The sequence below is a fragment of the Caulobacter sp. GW821-FHT10E02 genome (assembly GCF_059415225.1).
In genome coordinates, this window is sequence record NZ_JBWKMV010000001.1 from 1,160,937 (window position 1) to 1,179,283 (window position 18,347).

The window sequence follows — 18,347 nt, forward strand, 5'->3', positions numbered from 1 at the left end:
GCGATCGTGAAAACGACGGCGCTCCAGAGGAACGCCGTCGCTTCGTGCGCTATCGGGGATAAGCGCAAATTGCAAATCGTCAGAAGGTGTTAGGCGCTGAGTAGCGAGAGCTGCTTGTCGTTGGTCTCGTTACGGCCCTCGGCGATTTCACGGTCCGTCAGGCGGGTCGGATAGTCGCCGGTGAAGTAGTGGTCGGTGAACTGCGGGGCGGCCGGGTCGCGCGGACCGGCTTCCAGGGCATCGTAGAGGCCCTCGACCGACAGGAAGCCGAGCGAGTCGACTTCCAGGAACTTGGCCATCTCTTCCAGCGACTTGTTGGCCGCCAGCAGCTGTTCGCGCTCGGGCATGTCGATGCCGTAGAAGTCGGGCCACTTGATCGGCGGGCTGGCCGAGCGGAGATGGACCTCCTTGGCGCCGGCCTCGCGGACCATGCGGACGATCTTCAGCGAGGTGGTGCCGCGCACGATCGAGTCGTCGATCAGCACCACGCGCTTGCCGGCCAGGATGGCGCGGTTGGGGCTGTGCTTCATGCGCACGCCCAGCTCGCGAACGCCCTGGGTCGGCTGGATGAAGGTGCGGCCCACATAGTGGTTGCGGATGATGCCCATCTCGAACGGGATGCCGCTCTCCTGGGCGAAGCCCAGGGCCGCCGGCACGCCCGAGTCGGGCACCGGCACCACGACGTCGGCCTCGATGCCGGTTTCCTTGGCCAGGTTGCGGCCCATGCGCTTGCGCACGCCGTAGACCGAGCGGCCGTTCACGACGCTGTCGGGGCGGGCGAAATAGACATATTCGAACACGCAGGGGCGCGCGGCCTGGGTCTGGAACGGCTTGGTCGAGGTGATGCCGGTCTCTTCGATCACCACCATCTCGCCGTGCTCGATGTCGCGCACGAAGCGGGCGCCGATCATGTCCAGCGCGCAGGTTTCCGAGGCCAGGACCGGCTTGCCGTCCAGGTCGCCCAGCACCAGCGGGCGGATGCCCAGCGGGTCGCGCAGGCCGATCATCTTCTTGTTGGTGATCGCCACCAGGGCGTAGCCGCCCTCGATCTGGCCGACGGCGTCGACGAAGCGGTCGACGATCTTGGCCTTCCGCGAGCGGGCGATCAGGTGAAGGATCACTTCCGAGTCCGAGGTCGACTGGAAGATCGCGCCTTCCTGCACCAGGCGCTCGCGCAGGGTCAGGAAGTTGGTCAGGTTGCCGTTGTGGGCGATGGCCACGCCGCCGGTCTCCAGATCGGCGAACATCGGCTGGACGTTGCGGATGCCCGCGCCGCCGGCCGTGGAATAGCGCGTGTGGCCGATAGCCATGTTGCCGGGCAGGCGCTGCACCAGGTCCGAGCCGGTGAAGGCGTCGCCGACATGGCCCATGTGGCGTTCGGTGTGGAAGCGGGCGCCGTCGAAGGCGGCGATGCCGCAGGCTTCCTGGCCGCGATGCTGCAGGGCGTGCAGGCCCAGCGCCGCGATGGCCGCCGCGTCACGGACGCCGAACACGCCGAACACGCCGCACTCCAGGCGCAGGGTGTCGTCCTCGGGGTCACGCACGGGCTGGGAGGAATACCGGTCGGTCGACTGGCCCAGGAAGGTCATCGCGATTTCTCCACCAGGTCGTCGAGCTTGCGACGCTGGTCATCATCATAGCCTTTATCCGACGACTTCTCGCCGGACGTATTGTCGCCGCCCTCGTGGACGGCTTCCTTGATCGCGGGGGCCAGCTTGCCGGCCAGGGCCTTGCCCTTCGGGGCGAAGACCTTGAGCACCGTGCCGCTCGCCTCGGACAAGGGGTAGAACATCGAGTCCTGCACCCAGTGCGGCATGCGGTCCGGCGGCGTCGCCAGGTGCAGCAGCAGGTTGAAGACCCCCAGGATCACCACGGACCGGATCAGGCCGAAGATGGCGCCGACCGCGCGGTCCAGCGTCCCGGCCGAGGTCTCGTGCAGGCCGGCGGTCAGCTGGCCGCCGATCAGGCGGAAGATCAGGAAGAAGACGACGAACACCACCAGGATCGCCGCGGCCGTGGCGGCCCAGTCCGGGTCCATGAGGCTGCGGAAGATCGGGCCCGAAATGCGCAGGCCGAACAGGGCGATGGCGGCGGCGAAGATGAACGACAGCGCCGAGGTCAGCTCGCGCGAGGCGCCGCGCACCCAGCCGGTGACGCCCGAAACCAGCAGTAGCAGCCCGGCGATGATGTCGAACGGCGTCACGTCAAGCTGCTCCAGATCTCGTCGCCGATGCGACGGACGGCGTCGGCCACGCGGGCGACCCCCGCGACCGGCAAGGCTCCGCCGCCCTCAGGAAGGCCGGAGAGCGGTCCAAGCGCCCGGCCAAATCCCAGTTTCGCGGCTTCCTTCAAACGCGTCTCCATCCGGCTGACGGGCCGTACTTCACCCGACAGGCTGAGCTCGCCGAACACGACGCAGTCCTGGGGCAGGGCGACGTCCAGGGCGGAGGAGGCCAGGGCCGCCGCCGCCGCGAGATCCGCCGCCGGTTCCGTGATCCGGATGCCGCCAGCGACGTTCAGATAGACGTCCTTGTCGCCAAAACCAAGGCCGCATCGGGATTCCAGGATCGCCAGCACCATGGCGAGACGCCCGGAGTCCCATCCGACCACGGCCCGGCGCGGCGTTCCGTACGCTGAGGGCGCGACCAGGGCCTGGAATTCCACCAGGACAGGCCGGCTGCCCTCGATGCCGGCGAACACAGCCGCGCCGGCCGAGCGCTCGCCGCCTTCGTTGAGGAACAGGGCCGAGGGGTTCTTGACCTCGCGCAGGCCGATATCGCCCATCTCGAAGACGCCGATCTCGTCGGTGGCCCCGAAGCGGTTCTTGGCTCCGCGCAGGATGCGGAACGGGTAGCCGCGCTCGCCTTCGAAGGCCAGGACCGCGTCGACCAGGTGCTCGACCACGCGCGGGCCGGCGATCTGGCCGTCCTTGGTGACGTGGCCGACCAGCAGGATCGCCACGCCCTTCTTCTTGGCCAGGCGCACCAGTTCGGTGGCGCAGGCGCGGACCTGGGTGACCGTGCCGGGCCCGGCCTCGTGGGCGTCGCTCCACATCGTCTGGATGGAGTCGATGACGACGAGGTCGAAGTTGTCGCGCTTCAGCCCGTCCAGGATGTCCCGCAGCGAGGTCTCGGCGGCCAGGCTGACATTGGCTTTCGCCAGGCCCATCCGGTCGGCGCGGCCGCGGATCTGCTCGACGGCCTCTTCGCCCGAGATATAGGCGCACGAGACGCCGCGCAGGGCGGCGCTGGCGCAGACCTGCAGCAGCAGGGTGGACTTGCCGACGCCCGGGTCGCCGCCGATCAGGATGGCGGAACCGGGGACCACGCCGCCGCCGCAGACGCGGTCGAACTCATCGACACCGGTCAGGATGCGCGGGGGCGGGGGCGTGTCGCTCTCCAGGCCGGTGAACTGCAGGCCGCGCACGCGGGAGGCCTTGGTCGAGGACAGGGCGCCAGGGGGCCTTGCCCCGACCTCTTCGGCCAGGGTGTTCCAGCTCTGGCAGGCGGGGCATTGTCCGGACCACTTGGTCTGGACCGCGCCACAGGACTGGCAGGCATAGACGGCGCCGTCGCGGGCCATGGGGGCTCCTGATTCTCGGATAGCGGGAGACTACAGGGTGGCGAGCCCCTGCGCCAAAGCCGGACGCAGCCAAGCTGTGGGCCGATGCGTTAGGGTCCAGTCAGATGAGGAGCGGGACGATGCGAAACAAGGCCCTGTGCGCGGCGATCCTGGCGACGGCGGCTTTGACGGCCTGCGGTCGTTCCCAGCCGAAGGACCCGGACGCCTCCGCGCGCGTCGAGGTCAATGGAGGCGAGGTCACGGTCGGCCAGCTCCAGAAGGAGTCCGCCCGCGCCGAGACGGCGGCGGTGAAGGGGACGCGGCCACTGGCCCCGGCCAGCCTGCCGGCCTTGCTACCCGCCACCGTCGGCGGCTTTTCCCGCGCCAATGTCACGAGCCAGCCGGGGACCGAGCCCGGCATGACCAAGGTCAGCGCCCGCTACATCAAGGAGGGCTCGGCCTTCACGCTGGAGGTCGTCGATCTGGGCGCGATCGGCTCGGTCGGGGCCAGTGACGACGCGCGCGGCTCCCAGACCACCCGTCGCACGGCCACAGGCTACGAGAGCGTGACGACAGCCGCCGGCCGCACGGTCACCGAACAGTGGGACGACGCGGCCAAGTCGGGCCGCTACGCCGTGGTCGCCGCCGATCGCTACAGCATCACGGCCGAAGGCGCGGCGGGCAGCGCGGCGGTGCTGAAGGCCGCTGTCGAGACCGTCAACGCCGCGCGGCTCCGAGCGCTGGCTACTGGCTGATGATCACCTTTTCGACGCCCAGGCCGATCCGACGCGGGTCTTCCGGGGTCGAGGGCATCGGGGCGCCGATCGTGTATTCCAGGCTCAGGGGCTCGCCCGGCTTGACCAGATCGGCCGGGATGCTGACGCGATAGGGCCGCCAGTTGGCCTTCTCGACGTTCCAGGTCACCAGCTTGCGACCCTTCACGGTCACCTCGATCTTCTGCATGACCTCGGGCGGCTTGTTGAAGCTCATGGCGTGCAGCTCGACGACCAGCGGCGCACCGGCGGCCATGCCCGGGACGTTGATGGTCATCGTCGAGCGGGGGCCGTTGGACCAGATGCCCTTCGGATCGGCGGGCGACCAGCCCGAGACCAGTTCCGGCGGACTGACGCCCTGGTCGAAATTGACCTGGGTCAGCACGCGCCCGCCGTTCGGCACATAGGGCGCGATCTCGGTCAGGCCCGGCACCTTGTTCAGGCCCTGGCCGCAGATCAGGCCGCGCAGGAAGCGGTGGCAGTCGATGCGCTGGGTGAAGCGGCCATAGTCGGCGCCGGCGCTCTCTTCCATGACCACGGTGATGCGGTTGTCGCCCGGCGCGGCGACCTTGAAGGCGTCCTGCGGCGTCTTGCAGTCGCCGCCCTGGCCACGCGCGGTCGAGGCGCCGTTCGACGAGCCGCCGGTGCGGACGGCCGCCAGGGTCAGCTGCGAGATCTCCATCTGGTCGATGGTGTTGCTGGCGCAGAAATAGATCGGCGCGAACACCCAGGGACGGTTGTGGAGCACGGTCGCCTTCTCAAGGTCGACCGGGTGATAGGACGGCGCGCTTTCGCTGAAGGTGTGGCGCACGCCGGCGCGCATCTCGTGGCTGTCGCCCCATTGCAGGCCGACGGCCAGGGCGGCGATAGCCAGCAGAGTGATCGGACGGGCATGGCGGCCGATCTGCACGATCGACACGGCGGTCAGCAGATAGGCAGGAGCCCAGAACAGGCGGCCATGGGCGCGGAACAGGCTCAGCCACTCGAACACGCCCGACAGCTTCGGACCGGTGAACAGCAGGCGCTGGGCCAGGTACGGGTTGGGACCGATAGCCCAAACGGTCAGCGCGACCATGGCCAGGGTCAGCGGCAGCCAGCGACGGCTCCAGTCGCGCACCGGGCTCGGGAGCCAGCCGTGGCGTACCGACAGGAAGATCCCGGCGACGATGGTGAGGATCACGCCGGCGCCCAGGTAGTTGTAGCCCTCGAACCACTGGCCGCCGTTGGGGTCCAAGGTCTGCTTGAACCAGCCGCCCTCGAAGGTCTGGCCGAACAGCGCCGAGCCCTGCGGCAGGATCGGACCCAGGATGTTCATCGAGTAGTAGCCGATGGTCCCGCTCTTGCCGCCGTCGGCGCCCTGGCCGATGCCATAGCCCAGCAGGACGGCGGTCAGGACCATGCCGCCCAGCACCAATGCGCTGGCCTTGGCGCAGATGATCCAGGCCTTCGGGCGCTTCTGGGCGATCTCGGCGGCCATGGCGGCGGCGAAGCAGAAGCCGACCGGCGGCAGGTGATAGGCGTGGACGCCCATGGCCAGGGCCGCCAGGCCCGCGAAGACGCCGGCGCGACGCAGGGTCAGGCCGTTGCGGATGCTGTCGACAGCGGCGGCCAGGGCGAAGATCGGCAGCCAGTGGCCGCTGAGGGCCACGTGGCCATGGCGCATCAGGAAAGCCGGCATCAGCAGGGCCAGCAGGCCGCCCAGGGCCAGCAGCGCCACCTGGCGCACGTCCAGGGCTCGCAGCAGGGTGATCATCGCCAGCGGTTGCAGGGCGTAGGAGATCAGGAAGAACAGGCCCAGGCCGTTCAAGGCATGCCACAGGCCCGTGGCCTTCAGCACGATCGTCAGCCACGGGATGCTGTCGGTGTAGATGGTCGAGAGCAGGGTCGGGGACAGCAGCTTGTCGGTGGCGACCAGCGGGAAGCGCCAGGCATGGCGGAACACCGCCTCCTGGCCGGCCAGCATGGTGGCCATGTCGTTGTGCGGCGCGCGCCAGAAGTCGGCATGGGCGCCGACCAGCTTGAAGCCGATCAGGTGATGGAAGAGGCCGATGGCGGCGACCACGACGGCCAGGGCGACCCAGCGCCAGCCGGCTTCCTGGCGGGCGGCGGTCAGCAGCGCCCGCTTGGCTTCCTGGTACAGTTCCGACATCGACGCGCCCCCGGGCGATACTCTAGCGCAGGCTGAACCCTAGCCGCCCCGCGACCCCACATAGCGGCGCGTCGCGCGGAGCGTCAATCGCGTCAGCCGCTCGTAGGCCGAGGTGCCGGCGGCCTGCGCCGCGTCGTCGATCGGCAGGTTGGGACCGAACAGTTCGACCATCGCGCCGGGGCGGGCGGCGTCGCAATCGGTGATGTCGACGGCGATCAGGTCCATGGAGACGCGGCCCAGCATCGGCCGCAGGGCGCCGTCGAACCACACCGCGCCGCGCGGATAGGCGGCGCGCGGGACGCCGTCGGCATAGCCGGCCGCGATGATGGCCACGCGGGTGGTCTCGGTCGCCGTCCAGCCGGCGCCGTAGCCGATGCTCTCGCCGCGGGGCACGACGCGGACCTGCAGGATCGGGGCTTCGACCGTGGCGACGGCGCGGATCTCCGGATGCGGCCGGCCCTCGGGTCCGCCGCCATAGAGGCTGATCCCCGGGCGGGCCTGGTCGAAGCGGTAGGCGTCACCCAGGAAAATGCCCGCCGAATTGGCCAGGCTGCGCCGGGCGTTCGGCAATAGGGTGACGGCCTCCTGGAAGCGTTCCAGCTGGCTCGCGTTCAGCGGATGGGCGGGCTCGTCGGCGCAGGCCAGGTGGCTGACGACGAGTTCGATGTCGAGACGCTTGAGGCGGTCGAACGCGCCGACCAGCACCTTCAGCTCTTCGGGGCGCAGGCCCAGGCGGTTCATGCCGGTGTCGACGTGCAGGGCGGCCTTCAGCCGGCCCGCGCGGGCCTGGGCGTTCCAGGCCTCGACCTGGGGCAGGCTATTGAGCACGGGCGTCAGCTTCGCGCCTTCCAGCGTGTCGCCCGAGCCGGGCGTGGCGCCGTCCAGGACGTGGATGGTCGCCTCGCGGTCGCCTAGCGCCTCGCGCAGGGCGACGCCCTCGGCCAAACGGGCGACATAGAAGGTGCGCGCGCCCTCGGCCCACAGGCGGTCGGCGACCGGGGCCGCGCCCAGGCCATAGCCGTCGGCCTTGACCGCCGGCGCCACCTCGACCCCGCCGGCGCGCGCGCGCAGGGCCGCGTGGTTGGCGGCCAGGGCGTCGAGGTCGATGGTGATGCGGGTGTCGGTCACGGGTGGGGCGTAGCCGAGGCGGGCAGGCGGTTCAACCGTGATGCACGGCCAGGAACCGCGCCACCAGGTTCTCGGCGCCCGAGGCGATGATCTGCACGCCGATGCACAGCAACAGGAACGCCACCAGCCGCGACAGCACTCGCGCTCCGCCCTGACCCAGCAGACGCATGACCGTGCCCGAGGCGCTGTAGAGCAGCCAGACCAGGATCGCCACGGCGGCCGCGGCCAGGCTGGCGCCGATGAAGAACGGCGCGACGGCGTCGCCTTCGGTCGGACGCTGGGAGGAGAGGGCGATGGCCACCGAGATCGAGCCGGGGCCGGTCGTGAATGGCATGGTCAGCGGGAAGAAGGCCACGTCTTCATGGCTCTGGGCCGGTTCGGTCTGGCTGGTCTTGCGGTCCTCGTGCTCCTGCGGGTCCATCAGCAGGCCCCAGGCGCGGATCGCCACCACCAGGCCGCCGGCCACCCGCAAGGCGCCCAGGCTGACGCCGAAGAAGTTGAGGATATAGCCGCCCAACAGCAGCGAGCCGAGCAGCACCAGGAAGGCGTAGAACCCGATCAGCCGCGCCAGCCGCAGCCGCTCGGACCGCGCGCGACCGCCCATGGCCTGGTCGAAGATCAGCGACGCCCCGACCGGATTGACGATCGAGAACAGCGCCGGGAACGCCAGCAGGAAGGCGCCGACCAGGCTGGAAGTGGGCAGGGGGCTGAAGTCCATGTGACTCGTCGGCTAGGGAGGGGGCGAGGCGGGGACGGTGGCTTGAGCCGTACGCCTTAGTCAAACACCCAAACACCGTTTTCCCCGGCGAACGCCGGGGCCCAGATACATCCGGAGCGGTTTGGGCGGGTTCGCCTTCTGCCTGGTCAGCTTCCGAAGGGCTGGTGGGTTCGATCTGGGCCCCGGCGTTCGCCGGGGAGATCGGAGGGAGGGACTACTCGTCCGACGGAATGTTCCGCGCCTGGGCGAAGTAGTGGTCGCGGGCCAGGTTGCCGAACTTGGTGGTGTCGCTGTTGAACGACAGGCGCACGGTGCCGATGGGGCCGTGGCGTTGCTTGGCGATGATCACCTCGGCCAGGCCGTGCAGGCGATCCATCTCTTCCTGCCAGGTCAGGTGCTCGGGCGTGCCTTCGCGCGGCTCGGCGCGGCCGACGTAGTAGGCCTCGCGATACACGAACCACACCATGTCGGCGTCCTGTTCGATCGAGCCCGATTCCCGAAGGTCGGAAAGCTGGGGCCGTTTGTCGTCGCGCTGTTCGACCTGACGCGAGAGCTGCGAGAGCGCGATGACCGGGCAGGCCAGCTCCTTGGCCAGGGCCTTCAGACCCATGGTGATCTGCGAGACTTCCTGCACGCGGCTGGCGTTGGACGACAGGTCCGAGCCGGTGACCAGCTGCAGGTAGTCGACCACGACCAAGTCCAGGCCCATCTGACGCTTGAGGCGACGGGCGCGGGCGGTCAGCTTGGCGATGGAGATACCACCGGTGGCGTCGATGAACAGCGGCGCTTCCTGCAGCTCCATGGCCGCGTCGCGGACCCGGCCGAACTCCGAGGCGTCGATCTCGCCCTTACGCAGCTTGTCACCGGACACGCCGGAGGCGTCGGCCAGCATACGCAGGGCCAGCTGCTCGGCGCTCATTTCCAGCGAGTAGAAGGCCACGACGCCGCCCTGAACGGTCTTCTTGGTGCCGTCGGGCTGGATCTCGTAGGCGTATTTCTTGGCGATGTTGAACGCGATGTTGGTCGCCAGCGCGGTCTTGCCCATCGACGGACGGCCGGCCAGGACGATCAAGTCGGACGGGTGCAGACCACCGATCTTCTGGTCGAGGTCCATCAGGTCGGTCGAGACGCCCGACATGCCGCCTTCGCGGCTGTAGGCCTCGGCGGTCATCTCGACGGCGCCGCGCAGGGCGTCGCCGAACGACACGAAGCCCGACGAGGCCGTGCCGCTTTCGGCCAGGCTGTAGAGCTGCTGTTCGGCCGACTCGATCTGGTCGCGGGCGGTCTTCTTCTCGTCGTTCTTGTCGACGCCGCCGTGGGCCGCGGTGGCGATGTCGCCGCCGATGCGGATCAGCTCGCGACGCAGCGACAGGTCGAAGATCACCCGGGCATAGTCGCCGGCATTGGCCGCCGGCGGGGCGCGGTCGACCAGGTCGGCCAGGTAGCGCAGGCCGCCCAGTTCGGCGAAGGCGACATCGGCCTTGAACTCGTCGGCCAGCAGGATCGGCTCGGCCAGCTGGCCCTTGCGGACGTGGGTCTCGATCGCCTGGAACAGGCGCTGGTGCAGGGGCTCGTAGAAGCAGCGCGACTGCAGGCTGTCGGTCAGGCGTTCGTACGCGGCGTTGTCGTAGAGCAGGATGCCCAGCAGGGCTTGCTCGGCTTCCATGTTGTGGGGCGCCACGTTGATCGTGGGCTCGGGAAGACCGGGGAGAACGAGGTCGAGCGCGGGTACGAGGGACATCGGCGGATCTTAACGCGACAGGGTTTCGGACGCTCGGGTCAGATGGCCGCGCGGCTCCAGATGAACGGGGATGTTCTGTGTATATTCTGACGGCCGCACGTCAGAAGCGGACGCTTGTGCGCGGCCTGTGCAATTGCACTTTTCGCCAACGGAAAAGGCCCGGAGATCGCTCTCCGGGCCCAAACGTTTGCGCGGTTTTGGCGCTTACCAGTTGATCGCCAGGCGACCGTAGAGGAAGCGGCCGTTGAAGCCGAACGGCGAGAAGCTGGAGAACGGGTTGCCGCCGCTGGTGTTAAGGTTCGGCGGCACCTGGTCGGGATACTGGTCGAACAGGTTGTCCGCGCCGACCGACACCGTGGTGTGGTCGCCGAAGCGGTAGCGGGCTTCCAGGTCGACGATGCCTTGCGAGCCCGTGTGCCAGTCGCCGCTGCCGTCGGCGGCGGTGCCGGGCGACAGGACATTGCCATAGAGCGTCGTGCGCAGGGTGGCGCCCCACGGACCCTTGCTCCAGTCGCCTTGCAGCGAGACCTTGTTGCGCGGCGTGCCTTCCTCGAAGCGCAGCACGGCCTGGCGGCCGAACAGCGTGGTCGGGGTCGGCAGCACCGTGGTGGACGGCGTGCGGTTGACCTTGAAGTCGTTGACGTTGGCGGCCGCCGTCAGGTCGAACGTGCCGGCCTGGTCGTCGAGGATGCGGTAGCGGGCCACGATGTCGACGCCCTTGGTCTTGGTGTCGACGCCGTTGGTGAAGAAGCGGCCGGCCGAGGCGCCCGCGGGCGACAGCAGGTCGAAGATCACCCGGGCGTTGGTGCCCGCCGCCGCCGTGGCGCTGCCGGTCAGGGTCTCGCTGAGGACGATGCGGTTGTCGACATTGATCTGATAGGCGTCGACCGTCAGCTCGAACGGACCCTTGTGGTAGACCGCGCCTAGCGAGAAGTTCTTGGACTTTTCAGGCTCCAGCGGCTTGCCGCCCAGGGCCTTGCCGACGACGCTGACCGACGGATAGGTGCCGGTCTCGAACGGCACGGCCGTGGTCACGCCGCCGACCAGCTGGTTGATGTACAGGATCGAGGTCGAGGTGAAGTACTGCTGCTGCAGGCTCGGCGCGCGGAAGCCGGTCGAGACCGCGCCGCGCAGGGCGAAGGCGTCGGTGAAGTCGTAGCGGCCCGACAGCTTCCAGCTCGTGTTGTTGCCGAAGTCCGAATAGTGCTCGTGACGGACGGCGGCCGAGGCGGTCAGCTTCTCGGTCAGCTTGCCTTCCAGGTCCAGATAGGCGCCGACGGCGTTGCGATCGACGTCCACGACGTTGCTGGGCGTGAAGCCGGTGAAGCCGCGCGAGCCGAACGACAGGGTCGGGGAGACCGTACCGCGAGCGTACGAGGCCACTTCGCCGGCGTTGATCTTATAGGTCTCGCGGCGGGCTTCCAGGCCGAAGGCCACGTTCAGGGGACCGGCCAGGCCGACGTCGAACTCCTGGCTGGCGTCGAGGCCGAACACCACCTGGTCATAGGTCAGGCCGCCGGCCTGGAACTGGGTCGGCGAGGTCGGGCCGTACGACGGGTTGAGGGTGTTCTTGACCCCGAAGTCGAGGTCGTTCTTGCCGTAGACCAGGTTGGTGTCGATCTTCCAGCCGGCCAGGTCGCCGCGCAGGCCAATAGCGGCGGTGACGTCCTCGGTGTTGGTGGTGATCAGCGGCAGGTAGCCGTTCGGATAGACGCTGGTGATGGTCTGGCTGGCATCGGTGGGCAGGCGGTAGGTGGCCGAGGCCTCGCTGTCGCGCTGCTGATAGCCGTACCAGCCATAGAGCTGCCAGTTGTCGCCGATCGGCTTGCCGGCGTTGGCGTAGAAGCTGACCTGCTCGACCTCGGGATCGCCAAAGCGCGAGGTCACGCGCTGCGGGGTGACGCGGGTGTCGGTGTCGCTGCGGTTGGTGAAGCCGCGATCCACATACTCGGCCGACAGCGTCAGGAAGCCGTCCGAGCCGAGCTTCAGGCCCTGCCAGCCGGCCACGGTCTTGGTCGTGCCGTCGCGGCGCTTCTGCTTCTGGCCGGTCTGCAGGCCGTCGAAGCTGGTGATGTACTTGCCGGCCGTGACCGTGACGCCGCCGCCGTGGTCGGCTTCGCGCAGGCGCAGGTTGATGACGCCAGCGATGGCGTCCGAGCCGTACTGGGCCGCGGCGCCGTCACGCAGCACTTCGATGCGATCCAGGGCGACGGACGGGATGGCGTTCAGGTCGACGGCGGCCGAGCCGCGGCCCACCGAGCCGTTCAGATTGACCAGCGCCGTGGCGTGGCGACGCGTGCCGTTGACCAGCACCAGGGTCTGGTCGGGCCCTTGGCCCCGCAGCACCGCGGGGCGGACCGAGTCGGTGCCGTCGGTGTTGGACGGGCGCGGGAAGGTGATGGACGGGACGGTGGCGGCCAGGGCCGTGGCCAGCTCGGTGCTGCCGCGCTGTTGCAGGGTCTTGGCGGTGACGACATCGACGGGCGCCAGGGTGTCGAGACGCGAGCGACCGGCGGTGCGAGTGCCGGTGACGACGATCTCGTCGACATTGGTGTTGTCGTCGGCGGGCGCGGCGGTCTGGGCCTGGGCCAGGGTGGCGGTGGCGGCCGTCAGCGACGCGGCGGCCAGCAGCAAGGTCTTGTAGCGCATACGTAATCCCCGTTTTTGGCCGGGGCTCAGACGTACGTGCTCGCCCCGAGACAGGGGTCTTCAATCGCCCCCACGACGAACATGGATTCTCGTCACAAAAGCTACAAGCGGAGCAATTCTATGCTGCGGCGCAGAAAAAACGGCGCGGATTGCTCCGCGCCGTTCTCTTGAAAACCTACAAACCCTGACGGGATTGGAATTAGGCTTCGTAGTGGTCGCCTTCGAACGAGCCGGCGCCGCCTTCCGCCATGTCTTGGGCGGCTTCGGCTTCGGCCGCGCGATCTTCCTCGAATTGCGAGTTGATCACGTTTTCGCCGCGCGCTTGGCGATCGGCTTCGTCCTGGCTGCGCGCGATGTTGAGCGTGACCGTGACGGTCACTTCAGCGTGCAGCTTCACCTTCACTTCGTGGACGCCCAGCGTCTTGATCGGCTTGTCCAGCACGACCATCGAGCGGTCGACCTTGCCGCCTTCGGCCTTGATGGCGTCGGCGACGTCACGGCCAGCGACCGAACCGTACAGCTGGCCGCTTTCGCCAGCCTGACGGATCATCACGTACTGCGTGCCGTCCAGCGACTCGCCGTTCGAAGCGGCCGATTCGCGGTTGCGGACGTTGCGGGCCTCGATCTCGGCGCGTTGCGCCTCGAAGGTGGCTTCGTTGGCCTTGGTGGCGCGGAGAGCCTTGTGGCGCGGCAGCAGGAAGTTACGGGCGAAGCCGTCCTTCACGGTGACCACGTCGCCCAGGACGCCGGTGCCTTCAACGCGTTCGAGCAGAATGACTTTCATCGTGGTGTCTCCCTTACTTCACGACGTAGGGGAGCAGAGCCAGGAAGCGGGCGCGCTTGATGGCCTTGGCCAGTTCGCGTTGCTTCTTGGCCGACACCGCGGTGATGCGCGACGGGACGATCTTGCCGCGTTCCGAGACGTAACGCTGCAGCAGCTTCACGTCCTTGTAGTCGATCTTCGGCGCGTTGGCGCCCGAGAACGGGCACACCTTGCGGCGACGGAAGAACGGGCGGCGAGCGCCGCCAGCGGCGGCGGCCGGAGCGCCGGCTTCGGGAGCAGTCGTATCGGTCATGATCTCTTTCTCCCTTACGCTTGGGCTTGCGCTTGCGGCGCGAAGTCTTCGCGCGGGCGCTCGGCGCGATCAGGACGATCACGACGGGCCAGAACCGGCGACAGTTCCAGGTCCAGCTCTTCGACGCGGATCGTCATGAAGCGCAGAACGTCTTCATTGATCAGCAGCTGGCGCTCCATTTCCTTCACGGCCGGCGCCGGGGCGTCGATCGCGAGCAGGGAATAGTGGCCCTTGCGGTTCTTCTTGATGCGGTAGGTGAGGTTGCGAAGGCCCCAGTACTCGATCTTGGCGATGTGGCCGCCATTCTCTTCGATGAGGGTCTTCAGTTGCTCGTTCAGAGCTTCGGCCTGTTGCGGCGAGATATCCTGCCGCGCGATGACCACGTGTTCGTAGAACGCCATGTTTTCCTTCTTCCGCTGTGGAAGGCGGCGCGGTCGTCGGCGGAAGTCCGACGTCCACGATGGTTCCTGCACACCGAGCGGGGAAATCCCCGGTCCCGGATGGGTGCGTGCAAGACCGCCTTCCGTGAGAACGCGCGCTCTTACAGAAGACGGGGCCGAAAGGCAAGGAAGCTTTGGGCTTGCCGCTCAAGGTTGAGCGCCTTTAGAGCTGGGCTCTGTCCATCTGGGGAAGGCGTGATGCGGAAGTTCCTGACCATCCTGGCGCTGACCTGCGTCCTGGCCGCGCCGGCCGTCGCGTCGGCCGAACCCTCGGCCAAGGCCTTGGCCCTGACGCGCCGCATGGTCGTGGCCATGCACGTCGAGGAGAACATGGTCCCCATGCTGCGGACCATGTTGCGCCAGCAGGTCGATCTCACCGTCGCCCAGAGCAAGACCCTCAGCGATCAGCAGAAGACCCAGCTCAGCGGCGCTCTGGGCGAGACGATGGATGAGATCTTCGCGGGTGGCTTCATGGGCGAGATCATGGAAAAGCTCGTCCCCGCCTATGCCGAAGTCTATTCCGAGGATGAGCTCCAGGCCCTGGTGGACTTCTATGAAAGTCCGATGGGGCAGCGCGTGTTGCGCAAGATGCCGTTGCTGGGACCGGCCGCCGCCAAGGTCATGGCGGATGTCACGCCCAAGATGCAGGCCGACATGATCGCGAAGCTCACCAAAAAGCTCGAAGGGCTGGATTCGCTCGGAAAATAGACTTGCTCGGCTTGTCGGTCACGTCATCTGTGCTAGGGAAAGCCTTGATGAACCGGGGCGTCGCCATCTCCTGTGTGATCCTGTCGGCCGTGGCGCTGAGCAGCGTCGCGCGCGCCGAGATCATCCAGAAGCCGGTCACCTCGGTCTCGGCCTATGAGGGCCGCTTCACCGGCTATTCGGCGGCCCTGCCGCTGGACCTCTCCTCCGACACCGAGAAGGTCGCCCTGACGCTGCGCTCGTCGGGCATGATCGAGAACCCGACCTACGACCTCGACCTGAACCTGTCGAAGAAGCCCGACGCCGACCGCGCGGGCGACCGGTCGATGGCCGTCGGCGCCTCGTGGAACGAGAACGAGGCCAAGGTGCGCTCGTCGATGTCCAAGGCCTTCGGCTTCGGCCTGCTGCCACGCGCCAACTATGTGCGCGTCTCGATGGACATGGACGCCAGCCAGGCCATCGCCGTGCCGGGCAAGATCCCGATCGCCCGCGCCAATATCCGCTCGTCCCTGACCCTGGATGGCCGGCCCGTGGGTTCGATCGCCTTTGGCGGCGGCTCGACGGGCGACGAGGGCGTCGATCTCAGCCTGACCCGGCCGTTCGACATCCCCGCCGAGTTCACCGTCAGCGTGCGCGGCGTCAGCAATCAGCGCGAAAGCTGGCGGCTGCAGGACGCCCGCGCCATGATCAAGCTGGTGAAGGTCGGCTGGTAGCCTCCAGCTTGCGGTCCTTGCGGGCCGTGACCTCTGCGAAGCGCTTCAGATAGTCCGGGTGCTCGGTGCCCATCAGCTTGTCCCACCAGGTGAAATAGAGCCCGTAGTTCCAGCCCGCCTGCGCGTGGTGCAGGTCGTGGTGGGTCACGGTCGTCAGCAGCGGGATCAGCGGCCGGCCGTCCTTGCGGGCGGGGAAGAGCTCGTAGCCCGAATGGCCGATCGTGTTGCGGACGATCTGGTGCAGCATGAACAGCCCCACCACCGGCCACTGGGTCGGCACAAGGATCATCCACAGCGGCACGAACACGCCGTTGATGAATGCCTCGCCCAGATCGAAGCTGTAGGCGGTGAACGGCGAGGGATTGTTCGACCGGTGATGTCGGCGGTGGAAGCGCCGGAACAGGCGGCGGTCGTGGATCAGCCGGTGCGTCCAGTAGAACCAGGCGTCGTGGGCCAGGATCATCAGGACCAGGCTGGTCCAGAACCACACGGGGGCCCAGCCCCTGGCGATGTACGGCCCTGGCAGCCAGCCGGCGCGGAACAGGCCGAAGGTCAGCAGGCCCAGGGTCGAGAAGATCATGATCGAGCGGATCGAGGTCAGGAACTCGATCAGCAGTTGGCGCGCGGCCGGGCGGCTGTCGCGGATCTTGCGGCCGGCCAGCGGGATGGCCAGCACGACCCACAGGACCAGCCAGACGCCGACCGAGAACACCGCATAGCGGGTGACATCGACCTGCATGGAAGCCAGCCAGTTGCGGGCGAAGGGGAGGAGGGCGTCGAGCATGGAAGGCTCCGATGAGAGGGCCTCGCCAAGCAAGCGGCCGAGCCTCCAACCGTCGCGCCGAACTTGAAATCAGGCCCGTTTGTCGGTTTTCGACGGGCCTTCGCCGGTTTCGACCAGCCGTAGGTGCGGATGGGCTGGAGTGACGTCCTGGCGCCAGGCGGTCGGGGTGACGCCCGTGGCGGCGCGGAAGGCGCGGTTGAACGGCCCCAGCGAGGCGAAGCCCAGTTCGTAGGCGATGGTCGAGACCGACTTCAGCGCTTGCTCAGGATCGGCCAGGGCGACCTTGGCCGCCTCGATCCGCCGGCCGTTGACGTAGTCGGCGAAGTTGCGGTGGCCCAGCGTGCCGTTGATCAGCTTGCGCAGGCGATGCTCGGGCGCGCCGACCAGGGCCGCCAGCGTGCCGATCGACAGGTCCTCCCCGCGCCAGACCTCGTTCTCGTTCATGGCCTTGTCCAGCCGTGCCAGGACCAGGCGGTCGGCGGGCGTGAGGTCCAGGGTCTCGGCGGGCTTGACCACTGGCGGCTCGCCGGCGGCGGGCGAGGCCTGGACCAGCACCGGCTCGGCGCGCAGCAGCGCCAGGGCCGAACCGACGCCCAGGGCCGCCAGGGCTATGGCCTGGATCAGGCTGGGCAGCACCGGCCCCTGCCGCAAGCCGAAGTCGCACAGGGTCTGGATGAACATGTAGCTGGCGGCCGCGCCGGCGATCGGGCCGCGCAGGTGGCGGCGCCGCTCGACCAGGTCGATCCGCCAGCCATGCCAGGCCATCAGCAGGATGTGGGCGTGCAGCGCGATCGAGGTGGCGGCGAAGAACCACCACATCGCCGCGCGCAAGGGGATGTCGGGCAGGAGGGCGCCGCCCAGCCACTGGACGAACACGCCGGCGGGGATAGCGAAGCGCCAGGCCGGGATCTTGGCCTCGTCCTCGAACAACACCGAGCAGAACAGCCAGAAGATCGCCGCTGCCATGGCCCCGAGGCCCCAGGTCACGACGCTGAAGTGGCGATGTTCGGAGTAGTAGAACTGGCTCTCGATGGCGTGAGCGATCGAGCAGACCATCACCAGCACGCCGATCCAGCGTGTCGGCGTCATCTTGCGGCTGGCGGCCAGCGATACGCCCGTGGCGGCGAAAGCGCCGATGGCGACGCTACGCAGGGCCAGTTCGAGGGAGGCGGGATCGGTCATGGCCGATCATGGGCGCCAGCGCGCGCGACCCTCAAGCCGCGCGGCTGGTCGGAACCCGAAAAGATTGGCTACTTCTTGGCCTTGTAGGCCTTCACCGCGTCCATGGTCTGGGTGACGTGGCCGGCGAAGTTGCCGTCGGTGTAGCTGAGCAGGATCTTGTGGTTCGGCGCGATCACGTACGAGGTGCGGTTCGACCACTCTGGCTTCTGCGACAGCACCACGTCGTAACTCTTGACCAAGGCGGCGTCGGCGGAGGCCACCGCGAACTTGTCGCGGCAGTGTTCCTTCGAGAAGTCCTTGATGCGGTCGACATTGCCGGCCGTGACGCCGATCACCGTGGCGCCCAGCTTTTCGAACTCCGGCGTGGCCTCGGCGAACTCGTGGGCTTCGGCGGTGCAGCCCGCGGTGTAGGCGGCCGGGAAGAAGTACAGGACCACCGGGCCCTTCTTCAGCGCCTTGGCCAGCTTGAAGTCGAAGTCCTTGCCGGCCAGGGCGGCCTTGGCGGTGAAGTCGGGGGCCTTGTCGCCGACCTTGAGGGCGGCCATGGCGGGGGAGGCGGCGAGCAGGGCGACGACGCCGAGGCTGGCGATCAGGCGTTTCATGGGGGAGGTCTCCAAACGTCCAGCGGCGCTCCGCAGCCGGCGCGGTGGCAATTTGAACCTCGCCGCGCGGAAAGCAAGACGGCTCAAGGTCTAGGTTGGAGCCAGAACGGCTTGATGACCTCGCAC

At 68.2% G+C, this 18,347-nt stretch carries 17 protein-coding genes; 3 read left to right on the forward strand and 14 right to left on the reverse strand.

Going from position 1 to position 18,347, the window contains the following annotated elements:
- Positions 1–89: 89 nt before the first annotated feature.
- From purF to radA, 3 genes are read right to left on the reverse strand one after another with little or no spacing between them, the layout of a single operon-like run.
- Positions 90–1,589 carry an amidophosphoribosyltransferase gene (gene purF / locus AC07NI_RS05135; protein ID WP_494616632.1) on the reverse strand — a complete coding sequence of 500 codons (1,500 nt, stop codon included), beginning with the start codon at positions 1,587–1,589 and terminating at the stop codon, positions 90–92.
- Positions 1,586–2,203 (reverse strand): CvpA family protein, encoded by a 618-nt coding sequence (locus AC07NI_RS05140; RefSeq protein ID WP_494616633.1) that lies wholly within the window; start codon positions 2,201–2,203, stop codon positions 1,586–1,588. Before AC07NI_RS05140 ends, purF begins: the two co-directional genes overlap by 4 nt.
- Positions 2,200–3,582, reverse strand: coding sequence for a DNA repair protein RadA (gene radA / locus AC07NI_RS05145; protein ID WP_494616634.1), 1,383 nt, complete (start codon positions 3,580–3,582; stop codon positions 2,200–2,202). Before radA ends, AC07NI_RS05140 begins: the two co-directional genes overlap by 4 nt.
- A gap of 119 nt (positions 3,583–3,701) precedes the next feature.
- Here radA and AC07NI_RS05150 point away from each other — a divergent pair, with 119 nt between their 5' ends.
- Positions 3,702–4,316, forward strand: coding sequence for a hypothetical protein (locus tag AC07NI_RS05150; protein ID WP_494616635.1), 615 nt, complete (start codon positions 3,702–3,704; stop codon positions 4,314–4,316).
- Here AC07NI_RS05150 and AC07NI_RS05155 read toward each other — a convergent pair.
- The 8 genes from AC07NI_RS05155 to rpsF form a co-directional block, all read right to left on the reverse strand.
- Positions 4,306–6,483, reverse strand: coding sequence for a DUF6311 domain-containing protein (locus tag AC07NI_RS05155; RefSeq protein ID WP_494616636.1), 2,178 nt, complete (start codon positions 6,481–6,483; stop codon positions 4,306–4,308). The genes AC07NI_RS05150 and AC07NI_RS05155 overlap by 11 nt on opposite strands.
- Before the next feature lie 39 nt (positions 6,484–6,522).
- Complete coding sequence (gene alr, locus AC07NI_RS05160) at positions 6,523–7,611, reverse strand: alanine racemase (protein ID WP_494616637.1); 1,089 nt, start codon at positions 7,609–7,611, stop codon at positions 6,523–6,525.
- Positions 7,612–7,642: 31 nt separating this feature from the next.
- On the reverse strand, positions 7,643–8,329 hold the full coding sequence (locus tag AC07NI_RS05165; RefSeq protein WP_494616638.1) for a MarC family protein: 687 nt from the start codon (positions 8,327–8,329) through the stop codon (positions 7,643–7,645).
- Positions 8,330–8,543: 214 nt separating this feature from the next.
- Positions 8,544–10,070: a replicative DNA helicase gene (locus AC07NI_RS05170; protein ID WP_494616639.1), complete on the reverse strand. Its 1,527-nt coding sequence runs from the start codon at positions 10,068–10,070 to the stop codon at positions 8,544–8,546.
- A gap of 204 nt (positions 10,071–10,274) precedes the next feature.
- Positions 10,275–12,719 (reverse strand): TonB-dependent receptor plug domain-containing protein, encoded by a 2,445-nt coding sequence (locus AC07NI_RS05175; RefSeq protein WP_494616640.1) that lies wholly within the window; start codon positions 12,717–12,719, stop codon positions 10,275–10,277.
- Positions 12,720–12,918: 199 nt separating this feature from the next.
- On the reverse strand, positions 12,919–13,503 hold the full coding sequence (gene rplI, locus AC07NI_RS05180) for a 50S ribosomal protein L9 (protein WP_494616641.1): 585 nt from the start codon (positions 13,501–13,503) through the stop codon (positions 12,919–12,921).
- Positions 13,504–13,516: 13 nt separating this feature from the next.
- On the reverse strand, positions 13,517–13,795 hold the full coding sequence (gene rpsR, locus AC07NI_RS05185) for a 30S ribosomal protein S18 (RefSeq protein WP_004615089.1): 279 nt from the start codon (positions 13,793–13,795) through the stop codon (positions 13,517–13,519).
- 14 nt (positions 13,796–13,809) lie between these two features.
- On the reverse strand, positions 13,810–14,196 hold the full coding sequence (gene rpsF, locus AC07NI_RS05190) for a 30S ribosomal protein S6 (RefSeq protein WP_454716438.1): 387 nt from the start codon (positions 14,194–14,196) through the stop codon (positions 13,810–13,812).
- Positions 14,197–14,433: 237 nt separating this feature from the next.
- On the opposite strand from rpsF, the gene AC07NI_RS05195 reads away from it, so the two are divergent.
- Together AC07NI_RS05195 and AC07NI_RS05200 are read left to right on the forward strand one after the other, a co-directional pair.
- Positions 14,434–14,943, forward strand: a complete 510-nt coding sequence (locus AC07NI_RS05195; protein WP_494616642.1) for a DUF2059 domain-containing protein — start codon at positions 14,434–14,436, stop codon at positions 14,941–14,943.
- Between the two features lie 47 nt (positions 14,944–14,990).
- Positions 14,991–15,653 (forward strand): hypothetical protein, encoded by a 663-nt coding sequence (locus tag AC07NI_RS05200; protein WP_494616643.1) that lies wholly within the window; start codon positions 14,991–14,993, stop codon positions 15,651–15,653.
- Here AC07NI_RS05200 and AC07NI_RS05205 read toward each other — a convergent pair.
- The 3 genes from AC07NI_RS05205 to AC07NI_RS05215 all read right to left on the reverse strand — a co-directional run bounded on the left by AC07NI_RS05205 (position 15,628) and on the right by AC07NI_RS05215 (position 18,221).
- Positions 15,628–16,437 carry a sterol desaturase family protein gene (locus AC07NI_RS05205; protein ID WP_494616644.1) on the reverse strand — a complete coding sequence of 270 codons (810 nt, stop codon included), beginning with the start codon at positions 16,435–16,437 and terminating at the stop codon, positions 15,628–15,630. The two genes, AC07NI_RS05200 and AC07NI_RS05205, sit on opposite strands and share 26 nt — an antisense overlap.
- Before the next feature lie 69 nt (positions 16,438–16,506).
- On the reverse strand, positions 16,507–17,619 hold the full coding sequence (locus AC07NI_RS05210; RefSeq protein ID WP_494616645.1) for a helix-turn-helix domain-containing protein: 1,113 nt from the start codon (positions 17,617–17,619) through the stop codon (positions 16,507–16,509).
- Between the two features lie 68 nt (positions 17,620–17,687).
- Positions 17,688–18,221, reverse strand: a complete 534-nt coding sequence (locus AC07NI_RS05215; protein ID WP_494616646.1) for a peroxiredoxin — start codon at positions 18,219–18,221, stop codon at positions 17,688–17,690.
- Positions 18,222–18,347 lie beyond the last annotated feature (126 nt).